This window comes from Cedecea sp. FDAARGOS_727 (assembly GCF_012273235.1).
Classification (GTDB): Bacteria; Pseudomonadota; Gammaproteobacteria; order Enterobacterales; family Enterobacteriaceae; genus Cedecea; species Cedecea davisae.
Genome location: NZ_CP050966.1, coordinates 2,520,490 through 2,533,933, shown reverse-complemented (window position 1 = coordinate 2,533,933; position 13,444 = coordinate 2,520,490). Strand labels below are relative to the sequence as shown.

The 13,444-nt window shown below is 55.1% G+C and carries 15 protein-coding genes and 1 pseudogene; 11 read left to right on the top strand and 5 right to left on the bottom strand.

Annotation, left to right across the window (positions count from 1 at the left end; genetic code table 11):
• Positions 1-31: 31 nt before the first annotated feature.
• Both speA and yqgB read right to left on the bottom strand, forming a co-directional pair.
• Complete coding sequence (speA, locus tag FOC35_RS12110) at positions 32-2,008, bottom strand: biosynthetic arginine decarboxylase (protein WP_172569004.1); 1,977 nt, start codon at positions 2,006-2,008, stop codon at positions 32-34.
• Entirely contained in the window at positions 2,001-2,141 is a 141-nt protein-coding gene (gene yqgB, locus FOC35_RS12105; RefSeq protein WP_371810689.1) for an acid stress response protein YqgB, read from the bottom strand. Before yqgB ends, speA begins: the two co-directional genes overlap by 8 nt.
• 692 nt (positions 2,142-2,833) lie before the next feature.
• On the opposite strand from yqgB, the gene metK reads away from it, so the two are divergent.
• The 8 genes from metK to ruvX all read left to right on the top strand — a co-directional run bounded on the left by metK (position 2,834) and on the right by ruvX (position 10,083).
• Positions 2,834-3,988 (top strand): methionine adenosyltransferase, encoded by a 1,155-nt coding sequence (gene metK / locus FOC35_RS12100; RefSeq protein ID WP_016538156.1) that lies wholly within the window; start codon positions 2,834-2,836, stop codon positions 3,986-3,988.
• Positions 3,989-4,381: 393 nt separating this feature from the next.
• Positions 4,382-5,776 (top strand): sugar porter family MFS transporter, encoded by a 1,395-nt coding sequence (locus FOC35_RS12095; RefSeq protein ID WP_016538157.1) that lies wholly within the window; start codon positions 4,382-4,384, stop codon positions 5,774-5,776.
• Positions 5,777-5,846: 70 nt separating this feature from the next.
• Positions 5,847-6,362, top strand: a complete 516-nt coding sequence (locus tag FOC35_RS12090; protein ID WP_071704115.1) for a SprT family zinc-dependent metalloprotease — start codon at positions 5,847-5,849, stop codon at positions 6,360-6,362.
• A gap of 92 nt (positions 6,363-6,454) precedes the next feature.
• Positions 6,455-7,162 (top strand): deoxyribonuclease I, encoded by a 708-nt coding sequence (endA, locus tag FOC35_RS12085; RefSeq protein ID WP_016538159.1) that lies wholly within the window; start codon positions 6,455-6,457, stop codon positions 7,160-7,162.
• A 98-nt stretch (positions 7,163-7,260) separates the two neighbouring features.
• On the top strand, positions 7,261-7,992 hold the full coding sequence (rsmE, locus tag FOC35_RS12080) for a 16S rRNA (uracil(1498)-N(3))-methyltransferase (RefSeq protein ID WP_172569003.1): 732 nt from the start codon (positions 7,261-7,263) through the stop codon (positions 7,990-7,992).
• A gap of 12 nt (positions 7,993-8,004) precedes the next feature.
• On the top strand, positions 8,005-8,952 hold the full coding sequence (gene gshB, locus FOC35_RS12075; protein WP_172569002.1) for a glutathione synthase: 948 nt from the start codon (positions 8,005-8,007) through the stop codon (positions 8,950-8,952).
• Between the two features lie 148 nt (positions 8,953-9,100).
• The gene (locus FOC35_RS12070) at positions 9,101-9,664 is read left to right on the top strand and encodes a YqgE/AlgH family protein (protein WP_172569001.1); all 564 of its coding nucleotides are present in this window, start codon (positions 9,101-9,103) and stop codon (positions 9,662-9,664) included.
• Positions 9,664-10,083 carry a Holliday junction resolvase RuvX gene (ruvX, locus tag FOC35_RS12065; protein WP_016538164.1) on the top strand — a complete coding sequence of 140 codons (420 nt, stop codon included), beginning with the start codon at positions 9,664-9,666 and terminating at the stop codon, positions 10,081-10,083. The genes FOC35_RS12070 and ruvX overlap by 1 nt, the downstream gene beginning before the upstream one ends.
• 5 nt (positions 10,084-10,088) lie before the next feature.
• On the opposite strand, the gene FOC35_RS12060 is transcribed toward ruvX, so the two are convergent.
• The 3 genes and pseudogenes from FOC35_RS12060 to FOC35_RS12050 all read right to left on the bottom strand — a co-directional run bounded on the left by FOC35_RS12060 (position 10,089) and on the right by FOC35_RS12050 (position 11,838).
• Entirely contained in the window at positions 10,089-10,544 is a 456-nt protein-coding gene (locus FOC35_RS12060; RefSeq protein ID WP_172570357.1) for a type II toxin-antitoxin system HicB family antitoxin, read from the bottom strand.
• Between the two features lie 28 nt (positions 10,545-10,572).
• Positions 10,573-10,752, bottom strand: a pseudogene (locus FOC35_RS12055) (type II toxin-antitoxin system HicA family toxin); the annotation flags it as partial.
• Positions 10,753-10,812: 60 nt separating this feature from the next.
• Positions 10,813-11,838: a type IV pilus twitching motility protein PilT gene (locus FOC35_RS12050; RefSeq protein ID WP_172568999.1), complete on the bottom strand. Its 1,026-nt coding sequence runs from the start codon at positions 11,836-11,838 to the stop codon at positions 10,813-10,815.
• Positions 11,839-11,855: 17 nt separating this feature from the next.
• Here FOC35_RS12050 and FOC35_RS12045 point away from each other — a divergent pair, with 17 nt between their 5' ends.
• Genes FOC35_RS12045 through yggU form a run of 3 tightly spaced genes read left to right on the top strand, consistent with a single transcriptional unit; the run spans position 11,856 to position 13,435 of the window.
• Complete coding sequence (locus FOC35_RS12045; protein WP_172568998.1) at positions 11,856-12,560, top strand: YggS family pyridoxal phosphate-dependent enzyme; 705 nt, start codon at positions 11,856-11,858, stop codon at positions 12,558-12,560.
• Positions 12,561-12,584: 24 nt separating this feature from the next.
• Entirely contained in the window at positions 12,585-13,139 is a 555-nt protein-coding gene (locus FOC35_RS12040; RefSeq protein ID WP_016538169.1) for a YggT family protein, read from the top strand.
• The gene (gene yggU / locus FOC35_RS12035; protein ID WP_039898816.1) at positions 13,136-13,435 is read left to right on the top strand and encodes a DUF167 family protein YggU; all 300 of its coding nucleotides are present in this window, start codon (positions 13,136-13,138) and stop codon (positions 13,433-13,435) included. The genes FOC35_RS12040 and yggU overlap by 4 nt, the downstream gene beginning before the upstream one ends.
• The last annotated feature ends 9 nt before the right edge of the window (positions 13,436-13,444 follow it).

The following is a 13,444-nucleotide window of genomic DNA, read 5'->3' as shown; positions in this document are numbered from 1 at the left end:
CCCCCGGTAGCGGGAGCTCGTCCGGGCTAACTTACTCGTCTTCCAGATACGTATAACCGTAAAGACCCGCCTCAAACTCTTCGAGGAACTGCTGTTGCAGCGCATCGTCAAGGTCGGTGTTCTTCACCTGATCGCGGAACTGGGTCAGCAGCTTGTTCGGATCCAACTGCACGTATTGCAGCATATCCGCCACGGTATCGCCTTCATCAGACAGCTCAACTTCTACCGAGCCGTCAGGGAACACGAACACGTCCACCGCTTCGGTATCACCGAACAGATTGTGCATGTTGCCCAGAATTTCCTGGTATGCGCCGACCATAAAGAAGCCCAGCATCGGCGGGTTCTCAGGGTCGTATTCCGGCATTGGCATCGTGGTCGCTATCCCGTCGCCGTCCACATAGTGGTCGATTGCGCCGTCGGAATCGCAGGTGATATCCAGCAGCACAGCACGGCGTTCCGGCGCATGGTTCAGCCCTTCCAGCGGCATCACCGGGAACAGCTGGTCAATACCCCACGCATCCGGCATCGACTGGAACAGCGAGAAGTTGACGTACATTTTGTCCGCCATGCGCTCCTGCAATTCGTCGATAATCGGGCGATGTGCACGGTTGCTCGGGTCGAGCTGCTTCTGCACGTCGTGACACATGTTCAGGTAGAGCTGCTCGGCCCAGGCACGCTCTTGCAGGCTGTAAGCGCCGGAGGAGTAACCAACGTGGATATCGTGCAGATCCATCTGGCTGTCGTGCAGCCATTCACGCAGCGAACGGCGTGTGCCAGGCTGGTGCATTTCCAGCCAGGTTTCCCACATGCTTTGCAGCGCGCGCGGTGCGTCATCAGCCGGCGGCGTAGCTTCGGTATATTCGTTACGCTCTACGCCGATGATATTGGAAACCAGCACGGTGTGGTGTGCGGTTACGGCACGACCAGACTCGGTAATCACCGTCGGGTGCGGCAAGCCATTCTCTTCGCAGGCATCGCCAATCGCCCATATGATGTTGTTGGCGTACTCATTCAGACCGTAGTTCACCGAACAGTCGGACTGGGAACGCGTCCCTTCGTAGTCCACGCCCAGGCCGCCGCCCACATCGAAGCACTGAATGTTAACGCCCAGCTTGTGCAGTTCAACGTAGAAACGTGCGGATTCACGAACGCCGGTCGCGATGTCGCGGATGTTCGCCATCTGCGAGCCGAGGTGGAAGTGCAGCAGTTGAATGCTGTCCAGGCGGCCGCGTTCGCGCAGGATTTCCACCAGTTGCAGAACCTGATTGGCCGCGAGGCCAAATTTAGATTTTTCGCCGCCTGAAGACTGCCATTTGCCGGAGCCCTGAGAAGCCAGGCGCGCGCGCACGCCAAGGCGCGGGATCACGTTCAGGCGTTCTGCTTCTTCCAGCACGATGCCAATCTCGGACATCTTCTCGATAACCAGATAGACCTTGTGGCCCATCTTCTCACCGATCAGCGCCAGGCGAATGTATTCGCGGTCTTTATAACCGTTACACACGATAACGGAGCGCGTCATCCCTGCATGCGCCAGGACAGCCATCAGCTCTGCTTTAGAACCCGCTTCCAGGCCCAGCGGCTCGCCGGAATGAATCAGTGACTCAATCACACGGCGGTGCTGATTTACCTTGATCGGGTAAACAAGAAAATAGTCGCCCTTATAGCCGTAAGACTCACGAGCGCGTTTGAAAGCCGCGTTAATTGAACGCAGACGATGCTGAAGGATCTGCGGGAAGCAGAACAGCGCAGGCAGGCGCTGGCCCTGAGCTTCGCGAGCTTTTACCAGCTCGGCAAGATCGACACGAGCGTCCGGAACGTCCGGATCCGGGCATACGCTGATATGGCCCAGCTCGTTGACGTCATAATAGTTATTACCCCACCAGGCAATATTATAAGTACGCAACATCTTACTGGCTTCCTCGGAGCTCATGGCAACCTCCTGAATGGAACGGTGTACATCTTGCTCGCCCACTGACGAACCCGAAACAGAAGTGATTTTGTCAGTCATGGCGAACCTCAAATTTTGTCGAATGTGCAAAACAGTTGACTACTATCGCAGGGGTATCCTGCAATAACAACCCATTAACAGCGCGCATTGCCAGCATAAGACGCTGACAGCATAGCTGTGCGACCGGTTTCATTTTCATATCATTGTAAAACACGTAACCGAACACTGTATGACAGGTCGGCGAAACCACGAGAAAACTCTTGTTAAACAAGAGCGCCCTTGTTCAGCAACCACGGAACGTCAAACACCGGCCCGGGGATCCTGAGAAGCGCCGAGATGGGTACAACATCGGCAAGGTTGAAAACATGAGATGCAGGCTGCGAGGAGCATACGCACGCCAGGACGGCATGCCAGGTTGTTCGAAAGACGGCGGTTCATTAATCCAGTCACCTCCACGCATACGTTGTTGGGTATGCGACAAGCTAAAGCTGTGAGCACTGTAGCGGACAGGCTCTAAATAATTGCTCAACCCGGCTGGAAGTGGGCAACACAAATTTTGTGTGCTTTTGATTAAGCCGCGCGCGCCGCTTTATACCGATATCAGGGGTAAAAAGCAAAGCAAAAATGCGTAAATTGCCAGCAATGTCAGCAATCCTTTCCACTAAAGATTTATCACATATTGCCGTTGTTCTAAAAAAATCTGGCTATCTGCCGATTGAATAATCTAAAATGGCCGTCCAGATGTTAATCCATCTATACTGATTAACTGTTAGACTGCCTGTTTTTCAATCTGCGGCAATAAGTTCCCGGGTTGGTTCATCTCGCCGCCTTAGCGGCGCAGAGCAGCAGCCTGAACTAAATAATTCCTCTTAGGGTGAAGAAAATATGGCTAAGCACCTTTTTACGTCCGAGTCTGTATCTGAAGGGCATCCTGATAAAATCGCTGACCAAATCTCCGACGCGGTACTTGACGCTATCCTCGAGCAGGATCCTAAAGCGCGCGTTGCCTGTGAGACTTATGTAAAAACCGGCATGGTTCTGGTTGGCGGCGAAATCACCACCAGCGCGTGGGTAGACATCGAAGAGATCACCCGCAAAACCGTGCGTGAAATCGGCTATGTGCATTCTGATATGGGCTTTGATGCCAACTCTTGCGCGGTACTGAGCGCGATTGGCAAGCAGTCTCCGGATATTAACCAGGGCGTTGACCGTACCGATCCGCTGGAGCAAGGTGCCGGTGACCAGGGCCTGATGTTTGGCTATGCCACCAACGAAACCGACGTGCTGATGCCTGCGCCAATTACCTATGCTCACCGTCTGGTGCAGCGCCAGGCTGAAGTGCGTAAAAACGGTACCCTGCCGTGGCTGCGTCCTGATGCAAAAAGCCAGATAACCTTCCAGTACGACGACGGCAAAATCGTCGGTATTGACGCGGTTGTTCTGTCTACTCAGCACTCAGAAGACGTTGCGCTGAAAGACCTGCAGGAAGCGGTGATGGAAGAAATCATCAAACCTGTGCTGCCGGGCGAGTGGCTGAATGCTTCTACTAAATATCACATCAACCCAACCGGCCGTTTTGTTATCGGCGGACCGATGGGCGACTGCGGCCTGACCGGGCGTAAAATCATCGTTGATACCTACGGCGGCATGGCTCGTCACGGCGGCGGTGCATTCTCCGGTAAAGATCCGTCTAAAGTAGACCGCTCTGCGGCATATGCTGCTCGCTATGTAGCAAAAAACATCGTCGCTGCTGGCCTTGCGGACCGCTGTGAAATTCAGGTTTCCTACGCTATCGGCGTAGCAGAACCGACCTCCATCATGGTGGAAACCTTCGGTACTGAGAAAATCTCTACCGAGCAGCTGACCCTGCTGGTGCGTGAATTCTTCGACCTGCGCCCATACGGCCTTATCCAGATGCTGGATCTGCTGCACCCGATCTACAAAGAAACCGCCGCTTACGGTCACTTTGGTCGCGAACATTTCCCTTGGGAAAAAACCGACAAAGCCGCCCTGCTGCGTGAAGCTGCTGGCCTGAAATAATCCGCCTGCGCTCCGCACTTTAAAGGCCAGCTAATGCTGGCCTTTTACTTTTCTGCCCTCGCTTAAACCCTCTGTATTTTTCCTGAATCCTTCCTCATTTGACGAAAAGTGAAACCGATTACATTTGCAGATAAAGACTTTTATCGTTCAATTCGTCATGCGCTCAGGGAAGGCACATCATTTGTTACATAACACTTCAGATTAAGCTTATTTTTAACCATAACGTTGGCTTTAGTCGCCATTAACTCTATGTTTTGTCGATTAGCACCCGGTTTTTTAATCATCAACATCAGTGTAACCGATTACATAGCTGTGATTATCATCACACACTTTTGCCCGCCGCTGGCCTACCCTTATTAGCGTCAAATCTGAATAATCCACCTGGAGGGCGTTATGCCTGACTATCAAAAACAAAAGCGTTCCAATAAGAGCATGACCTTTTTTGTCTGCTTCCTGGCGGCGCTCGCCGGGCTGCTGTTTGGCCTTGATATCGGCGTGATTGCCGGTGCCCTGCCGTTTATCGCTAAAGATTTCCAGATAACTTCCCACACTCAGGAATGGGTCGTTAGCTCAATGATGTTCGGCGCAGCCGTCGGCGCGGTCGGCAGCGGCTGGCTCTCCTTCAAACTGGGCCGCAAATACAGCCTGATGATTGGCGCGGTGCTGTTTGTCGTCGGCTCTCTTTGCTCCGCCTTTGCACCCAACACCGAAGTATTAATCGTCTCACGCGTATTGCTTGGCCTGGCGGTAGGCGTTGCGTCCTACACCGCACCGCTGTACTTGTCAGAAATAGCGCCAGAAAAAATACGCGGCAGCATGATTTCGATGTACCAGTTGATGATTACCATCGGTATTCTCGGCGCTTATCTTTCAGATACGGCGTTCAGCTACACCGAGTCCTGGCGCTGGATGCTGGGCGTGATAACCCTTCCTGCCCTGCTGTTGCTGGTTGGCGTATTTTTCCTGCCGGACAGCCCGCGCTGGTTCGCCGCTAAACGCCGCTTCCACGATGCCGAACGCGTGCTGCTGCGCCTGCGAGACACCAGCGCAGAAGCGAAAAAAGAGCTGGAAGAAATTCGCGAAAGCCTGAAGGTAAAACAGAGCGGCTGGGCGCTATTTAAAGACAACTCCAACTTCCGCCGCGCGGTATTCCTCGGCGTGCTGTTGCAGGTAATGCAGCAGTTCACCGGCATGAACGTCATCATGTATTACGCGCCGAAGATCTTCGAAATCGCCGGTTTTGCGAATACCACGCAGCAAATGTGGGGCACCGTCATCGTCGGCCTGATTAACGTCCTGGCGACCTTTATTGCCATTGGTCTGGTTGACCGCTGGGGCCGTAAACCTACGCTGGTTCTGGGCTTCCTGGTCATGGCCGTGGGTATGGGCGTGCTGGGCACGATGATGCACATCGGCATTCACTCCCAGGGTGCGCAATACTTCGCTATTGCCATGCTGCTGATGTTTATCGTTGGTTTTGCTATGAGCGCTGGCCCGCTGATTTGGGTACTGTGTTCCGAAATCCAGCCGCTGAAAGGCCGCGATTTCGGTATCACCTGCTCCACCGCCACCAACTGGATTGCCAACATGATTGTCGGGGCTACTTTCCTGACCATGCTGAATACGCTGGGCAACGCCAACACCTTCTGGGTTTACGGGGCGCTCAACCTGTTCTTTATTGTCCTGACCCTGTGGCTGATTCCGGAAACCAAGCATGTCTCTCTGGAGCACATTGAACGTAACCTGATGAAAGGCCGTAAGTTGCGCGAGATTGGCGCCCACAACTAAGTTTTACCTGCCCCTCTCCTCCACGAGAGGGGCTTGCACCTTGCCTCCACCCACTTTATTCTCTGCCGCTATGAAAGCCCCCCGACTCCCCATTGCCATTCAGCAGGCCGTTATGCGCTGCCTGCGAGAAAAACTCCAGCAGGCGAACTCGCATCTGGGCCGTAGCTACCCCGAACCCAAAGTGGTGTATCAGCAGCGTGGAACCGCGGCAGGTACCGCGTGGCTCGAAAGCTATGAAATCCGCCTCAATCCCGTTTTGCTGATGGAAAACCAGCAGGCTTTTGTTGAGGAAGTGGTGCCTCATGAGCTTGCTCACCTGCTGGTCTGGAAGCATTTTGGCCGCGTCGCGCCGCACGGCAAAGAGTGGAAGTGGATGATGGAAACCGTGCTCGGCGTTCCGGCTCGCCGCACCCACCAGTTTGAAGTCGAGTCGGTACGCAAGAACACCTTCCCCTATCGTTGCCCCTGCCAGCAGCATCAGCTCACCGTACGCCGCCATAACCGCGTGCTGCGTGGCGAAGCCGAATATCGCTGTACGCGCTGTGGTCAATTGTTAAAGCCTGATGTTACAACTCACTGTAATTAATAACTATTCCAGAAAAATTTTCCGCCCTCACTGATTGAAACTGGATAAACGATCAGGTAGGGTGCGGACACGTTTTAGCAAGGATTCTGGAAATGTCTCGCAAATTTTCTTTGGCTGTTGCATTCGTTGCAGCCATCAGCTCTTTCTCCGCATTCAGCACGGGTATCAATAGCTTCTCACAGGCCAAAACGGCCGGCGTTAAGGTTAATGCCGACGCACCGGGCGATTTCTATTGCGGCTGCAAAATTAGCTGGCAGGGTAAAAAAGGCGTCCCCGATCTTGAATCGTGCGGGTATAAGGTGCGGAAAAATGAAAACCGCGCCACGCGTATTGAATGGGAACACGTCATGCCGGCCTGGCAGTTCGGCCACCTGCTTCAATGCTGGCAGGATGGCGGGCGTAAAAACTGCGGTAAAGACCCGGTATACCGCAAGATTGAAAGCGATATGCACAACCTGCAACCCGCAGTCGGCGAGGTGAACGCCGACAGAAATAACTTTATGTACAGCCAGTGGAACGGCGGCGAAGGCCAGTACGGCCAGTGCGCAATGAAGGTTGATTTTAAAGATAAAGTTGCCGAGCCGCCGGAACGCGCACGCGGCGCCATCGCCCGCACCTACTTCTACATGCGTGACCAGTACCAGCTATCACTTTCACGCCAGCAGACCCAACTGTTTCAGGCCTGGGATAAGCGCTATCCGGTCACCGACTGGGAATGCGAACGCGACGAGCGTATTGCCAAAGTTCAGGGTAACCATAACCCATATGTGCTGCGGGCTTGCCAGGCGCGAAACAGCTAACCTACACTAGCGGTCATCTTCTATTACCGTGCAATCTTGCCTCTCTTTGCATAGAGAGGCTGAAATATGTTTGCCTCTGCATTCGGATCTTATAAACCATGCGTATACCCCGCATCCATCACCCTGAGCCCCTTTCCGTCGGCGAGGATATTGCGCTGTGCGAAGACGCCGCTAACCACGTTGGCCGCGTACTGCGAATGGGCGCCGGGCAGGCCGTTCAGCTGTTCGACGGCAGTAACCAGGTATTTGACGCTGAGATAGTTCAGGCGGATAAAAAAACCGTTCGAGTGAAAGTGCTGGCCGCCAGCGAGGACGACCGCGAATCGCCGCTCTGGCTGCATTTGGGCCAGGTGATGTCGCGTGGAGAAAAGATGGAATTTACCATCCAGAAAGCCGTCGAGCTGGGCGTCAACGTGATTACTCCATTGTTTTCCGAACGCTGTGGGGTAAAACTGGATGCCGAAAGGTTGAATAAAAAGCTTCAGCAGTGGCAGAAAATCGCCATCGCCGCCTGCGAGCAGTGTGGCCGCAACCGGGTGCCTGAAGTACGCCCCGCGATGGAGCTGGAAGCCTGGTGCGCCGAGCAAGATGACGCGCTGAAGCTCAACCTGCACCCGCGCGCCAGCGCCAGTATTAATACCCTGCCGCAGCCCGTAGAGCGGGTACGCCTGCTGATTGGCCCGGAGGGCGGCTTAACCGCCGATGAGATTGCCATGACCGCGAACCATCAATTTACTGATATTCTGTTGGGACCGCGCGTTCTGCGTACTGAGACCACCGCGCTCACCGCCATTACCGCCTTGCAGGTGCGCTTTGGCGACCTGGGCTAAAGGAGAACAACAATGATCAAGCTCGGCATCGTGATGGACCCCATCGCACAAATCAACATCAAAAAAGACTCCAGCTTCGCTATGCTGCTGGAAGCGCAGCGTCGCGGCTATGAGCTGCACTATATGGAAATGGCCGACCTGTATCTGAACAACGGCGAAGCGCGCGCCCGCACCCGGCTGCTTAGCGTCGAGCAAAACTACGATAAATGGTACGAGTTCGGCACCGAGCAGGACATCGCCCTGGCCGACCTGAACGTTGTCCTGATGCGCAAAGATCCGCCGTTCGATACCGAATTTATCTATGCCACCTACATCCTTGAGCGCGCTGAAGAAAAAGGCACCCTGATCGTCAACAAGCCGCAGAGCCTGCGCGACTGTAACGAAAAGCTGTTCACCGCCTGGTTTGCTGATCTGACCCCGGAAACGCTGGTCACCCGTAACAAGGCGCAGCTTAAAGCCTTCTGGCAGCAGCACGGCGACATCATCATGAAACCGCTGGACGGCATGGGCGGCGCGTCTATATTCCGCGTGAAGCAGGATGACCCAAATATCGGCGTGATTGCAGAAACGCTGACAGAGCTGGGCAGCCGCTACTGCATGGCGCAGAATTACCTGCCGGCGATTAAAGACGGCGACAAACGCGTACTGGTAGTGGACGGCGAGCCGGTTCCATACTGCCTGGCACGTATTCCGCAGGGTGGCGAAACTCGCGGTAACCTGGCCGCAGGTGGCCGCGGCGAACCTCGCCCGCTGACCGAAAGCGACTGGGAAATCGCCCGCCGCGTTGGACCGACATTGAAAGCGAAGGGCCTGATTTTTGTTGGCCTGGATATCATCGGCGACCGCCTGACCGAAATTAACGTCACCAGCCCGACCTGCATTCGCGAAATTGAAGCGGAGTTCCCGGTTTCTATTACCGGCATGCTGTTTGACGCCATCGAAAAGCGCCTGGCTAAGTAAGCGTGACGGCGGGCGCCTTGCCGCCCGCCGCTTAACTCGCTACGGCTCAACGGCCGGCCGGGTAGCCCGCACTCCTTCATTAGTGATAAACTGAGCACTCTTCGCGCAGCCACTGCCGCTTTTTCAACCGGGATCAGAACCTCTGACAATGAATTTACAGCATCACTTTCTTATTGCCATGCCGGCTCTTCAGGACCCCTTATTTAAGCGCTCCGTAGTCTATATCTGCGAATACAACGATGAAGGCGCGATGGGGATTATCATCAACAAGCCGCTGGAAAACCTTCAGGTTGAAGGCGTTCTCGAAAAGCTGAAAATCGAACCTGAACCGCGCGACAGTAATATTCGCCTCGACAAACCGGTGTTTATCGGCGGCCCGCTGGCGGAAGACCGCGGCTTTATTCTGCACTCTACGCCGGACTCGTTTGGCTCCAGCATTCGTATTTCAGACGACACGGTGATTACCACCTCTCGTGATGTGCTTGAGACGCTCGGCACCGCTAAGCAACCGAAAGAAGTGATGGTGGCACTGGGCTACTCCTCGTGGGAGAAAGGCCAGCTTGAGCAGGAGATTCTGGAGAATTCGTGGCTAACGGCCCCGGCAGCTCCGGAAATCCTGTTCCACACCCCGATAGCCGAACGCTGGCGCGAGGCCGCTCGCCTTATCGGTATAGACATCCACAATATGCCAAACGAAGCGGGGCACGCCTGATGAGCAGCGGAACCCTGATGGCCTTCGATTTTGGCACCAAAAGCATCGGCGTAGCCATTGGCCAGAGAATTACCGGCACCGCCCGCCCGTTAACCGCGCTAAAAGCTCAGGACGGCACGCCGGACTGGAACGCGGTAGAAAAAATTCTGAAAGAGTGGCAGCCGGAAGAAGTCGTGGTTGGCCTGCCGCTGAATATGGACGGCACCGAACAGCCGCTTACGGCGCGCGCACGTAAGTTCGCAAACCGCCTGCACGGCCGCTTTGGCGTTAAGGTTTCATTGCAGGACGAGCGCCTGAGCACGGTAGAGGCTCGCGCCGGGCTGTTTGAGCACGGCGGTTTTCGTGCGCTGAACAAAGGCAGCATCGACTCGGCTTCCGCCGTTATCATTCTCGAAAGCTGGTTTGAATATAACCCTTAACGGGTTTACCTGCCGGGCGCGTCGTTACCTGCGCCCTGCAGTTCATGCCTCGCGGCAATTGCCAGAAAATGGCTGCGGTCCCGGTAGCCTGATGAAGGCTGCTTCACCCGGGAGTCAATACGCCGCAGCAGCGCGTCCGGCAGCATAATGTTTAGCCGCAGTTGCTTCCCTTCCAGCGCAGACAAATCCACATCGACCAGTAACCACTGGGTGCAGTAGGCGTAGTCCGGGTTTGCCGCATAAGCAAAAGGCCCGGCATCGCGGAGTTGAGTAATATCCTTTCCGCTATCCACCATTAAATCGGCAATCGACAGCACCGCATCCTGCACCATCGGCGCAATATCAGCCTGGGTATCTGCCGCCGACACGCAGCCAAAATCATCGTTGCATAACGCGGGTACAACCAGGCCAAACGCTTCGTTTTCAGTTGCGGGTAACTCCACACCAACAGAAAAAAACATCATCAACCTCCGGCAGCGGCAGGCTAAAAATACCCGCCATTTTACGAATGGATTTGACAGCACCGATGGGCAAATCCTTTTTGGGATGAGGGATCGGGAACGTTTTTCCGGTATCAGGCGACCACCAGATCCAGTGGCTGCCTCCCGAACGCCTGACGGGTTCGCACCCTGCAGCCTTCAATTCCTTTATCAGCTCAGCGGAAGTCATAATGATCTCCCGAATGACACTCAAAATACACACGAATACACACAAAAGCAATAAAAGCGTTCAAAATGTATCCTCCCATAGCCCGCAATCTGCCCGGTCATCCTCAGCAATTTTCCCTTCACGTTGCCGCTGCGCCTCGCTTTGGGAAAAACTCTGCATACCGTGCTGCTGCCCGGTTTGCAGCGCGCCCGGTAGCTGATGGGTTTTGCCTTCGCGTATCAAATTAGCCACCGCCGGGGTGTTCACCAGCAGTTCGTACAGCGCCACCCTTCCGCCGCCGCTGGCGGCTACCAGTTTCTGCGCCAGCACCGCTTTCAGGCTGCCGGCAAGCTGGGTGCGAATCAGGCTTTTCTCTTCGGCCGGGAAAACGTCAACCAGCCTCTCAACCGCCTGCGTAGCTCCGCGCGTGTGCAGAGTGGCTAATACCAGATGCCCGGTTTCGGCAGCGGTAAGTGCGAGGCGAATGGTTTCGCTGTCCCGCAGTTCACCCAGCAGGATAACGTCGGGATCTTCCCTCAGAGCGGCCTTAAGCCCGGCCGTAAAGTTCTCACAGTGGCTTCCTGGCTCGCGCTGCTGGATAAGGCATCTGGCGGAGGAGTGAATAAATTCAATCGGGTCTTCGAGCGTTAAAACATGGTAATCAGCGTGGTGATTCAGATGCTGGATCATTGCCGCAAGCGTGGTGGACTTGCCGCTCCCCGTCGCGCCGGTGACCAACACAAGCCCCTCCTGCTCCTGTAAAAGTCGGGCAACAAGCGCCGGAGTGCCAATCTCTTCGAGAGACGGGCAGGATGATGCCAGCAGGCGAAGCGCCAGAGAGTACCCCTCACGCTGGCGAAAAGCGTTAGCACGCAGGCGGAGACCGCTCTCAAGCGTGAGGGCAAAATCAAGCTGCCCTGTTTGTTCTAGCTGCCGCCGCTGCTCTTCGACAAGCCAGATAGTAAGGAGCGACTCAACCTCAGGAGCCGCTTCCGGGCATAGCTCCAGCCTGCCACATCTTCGCCAGCGCGGCGGTTGACTCGCGCACAGGTGTAGATCGGAGACATTATGCTTTACACTAAGGGCCACAATTTCTTCGATATCCATATCACTCTCCAACGATCATGAATGAGATAGCGCACAATCTGGCACAGGTTCACGGGAAGATCTCAGCCGCTGCGGCACGCTGCGGCCGATCCCCCGAAGAAGTTACTCTGCTTGCAGTAAGCAAAACCAAGCCTGCGAGCGCCATCGCAGAAGCGATTGCGGCGGGGCATTCTGCCTTTGGCGAAAACTATGTTCAGGAAGGTGTGGATAAAATTCACCACTTTGCTGAGCAGGGCGTTGAAGGGCTGGAGTGGCACTTTATCGGGCCGTTGCAGTCGAATAAAAGTCGCCTGGTGGCGGAGAATTTTGACTGGTGCCATACCGTTGACCGGCTGCGTATTGCCAGCCGTTTAAGCGAGCAGCGCCCGCCAAACCTGCCGCCTTTAAATGTGCTGATTCAGGTCAATATCAGCGATGAGCAGAGCAAGTCCGGCATCGCGTTAAGCGAGCTGGAACAGCTGGCAGCAGAAGTCGCTGCCCTGCCGGGCCTGACGCTGCGGGGGCTGATGGCCATCCCGGCTCCGGAACCCGATTACGAGCGTCAGTTTGCCGTCTGCCGCCAGATGGTGGAGGCCTGCGAAGCGCTTAAACACCGTTACCCAACGGTAGATACATTATCTCTGGGCATGACCGATGACATGGAAGCCGCGATAGCCGCAGGCAGCACCATGGTGCGCATTGGAACCGCTATTTTCGGCGCGCGGGATTATTCCGCTCGTTAATCACCATCATTTTTGAGGAACACCATGCTAACGTTGACTTTCCTGGTCAAAACCCTGATTGAGCTTTACGTAATGGTGCTGCTTATCCGCATCTGGATGCAGTGGGCGCGCTGTGATTTCTACAATCCGTTTGCCCAATTTATTGTAAAAATTACCCAGCCCGTTATCGGGCCGCTGCGCCGCGTTATTCCGTCAATCGGGCCGATTGATACATCGTCCCTGCTGGTGGCTTTTATTCTCACCACGCTGAAGTACCCGATTCTGCTGCTGATTCAGTCCGGCGGCCTTTCGCTGGATCCGTTTAATTTAGTCATCGGCGTGCTGTCGCTGCTGAAATCCGCCGGTACGCTGGTATTCTGGGTGATCATTATCCGCTCTCTGATGAGCTGGATAAGCCAGGGCCGCAGCCCGGTTGAATATGTGCTGATGCAGTTGACCGAGCCGATGATGGCGCCAATCCGCCGTATTCTGCCTGCCATGGGCGGCATCGACTTCTCGGCAATGGTGGTCATTCTTATCCTCTATGCGCTGAACTACCTCGGTATGGATCTGTTCCCGGGTCTCTGGTACGCGCTTTGAGTCCAGTGACTCAACTGCCCGACGGGCTGGTGCTAAGGCTGTATATTCAGCCGAAGGCCAGCCGCGACAGCCTGGTTGGCGTGCATGGCGACGAATTAAAAGTCGCCATCACCGCTCCGCCGGTTGACGGGCAGGCCAATGCCCACCTGGTGAAGTTCCTCGCAAAGCAGTTCCGGGTCGCTAAAGGCCAGGTGGTGATAGAGAAAGGTGACCTTGGCCGCCATAAACAAGTTAAAATTATTGGCCCGCAGCAAATCCCGACGGAAGTCGCGGCATTGATTGAACCCCTCGAATAAATACAGGAT

Coding starts and splice junctions, on each gene's coding strand:
- speA (WP_172569004.1), bottom strand. CDS start 2,008: ATGACTGACAAAATCACTTCTGTTTCGGGTTCGTCAGTGGGCGAGCAA.
- yqgB (WP_371810689.1), bottom strand. CDS start 2,141: ATGAAACCGGTCGCACAGCTATGCTGTCAGCGTCTTATGCTGGCAATG.
- metK (WP_016538156.1), top strand. CDS start 2,834: ATGGCTAAGCACCTTTTTACGTCCGAGTCTGTATCTGAAGGGCATCCT.
- FOC35_RS12095 (WP_016538157.1), top strand. CDS start 4,382: ATGCCTGACTATCAAAAACAAAAGCGTTCCAATAAGAGCATGACCTTT.
- FOC35_RS12090 (WP_071704115.1), top strand. CDS start 5,847: ATGAAAGCCCCCCGACTCCCCATTGCCATTCAGCAGGCCGTTATGCGC.
- endA (WP_016538159.1), top strand. CDS start 6,455: ATGTCTCGCAAATTTTCTTTGGCTGTTGCATTCGTTGCAGCCATCAGC.
- rsmE (WP_172569003.1), top strand. CDS start 7,261: ATGCGTATACCCCGCATCCATCACCCTGAGCCCCTTTCCGTCGGCGAG.
- gshB (WP_172569002.1), top strand. CDS start 8,005: ATGATCAAGCTCGGCATCGTGATGGACCCCATCGCACAAATCAACATC.
- FOC35_RS12070 (WP_172569001.1), top strand. CDS start 9,101: ATGAATTTACAGCATCACTTTCTTATTGCCATGCCGGCTCTTCAGGAC.
- ruvX (WP_016538164.1), top strand. CDS start 9,664: ATGAGCAGCGGAACCCTGATGGCCTTCGATTTTGGCACCAAAAGCATC.
- FOC35_RS12060 (WP_172570357.1), bottom strand. CDS start 10,544: ATGTTTTTTTCTGTTGGTGTGGAGTTACCCGCAACTGAAAACGAAGCG.
- FOC35_RS12050 (WP_172568999.1), bottom strand. CDS start 11,838: ATGGATATCGAAGAAATTGTGGCCCTTAGTGTAAAGCATAATGTCTCC.
- FOC35_RS12045 (WP_172568998.1), top strand. CDS start 11,856: ATGAATGAGATAGCGCACAATCTGGCACAGGTTCACGGGAAGATCTCA.
- FOC35_RS12040 (WP_016538169.1), top strand. CDS start 12,585: ATGCTAACGTTGACTTTCCTGGTCAAAACCCTGATTGAGCTTTACGTA.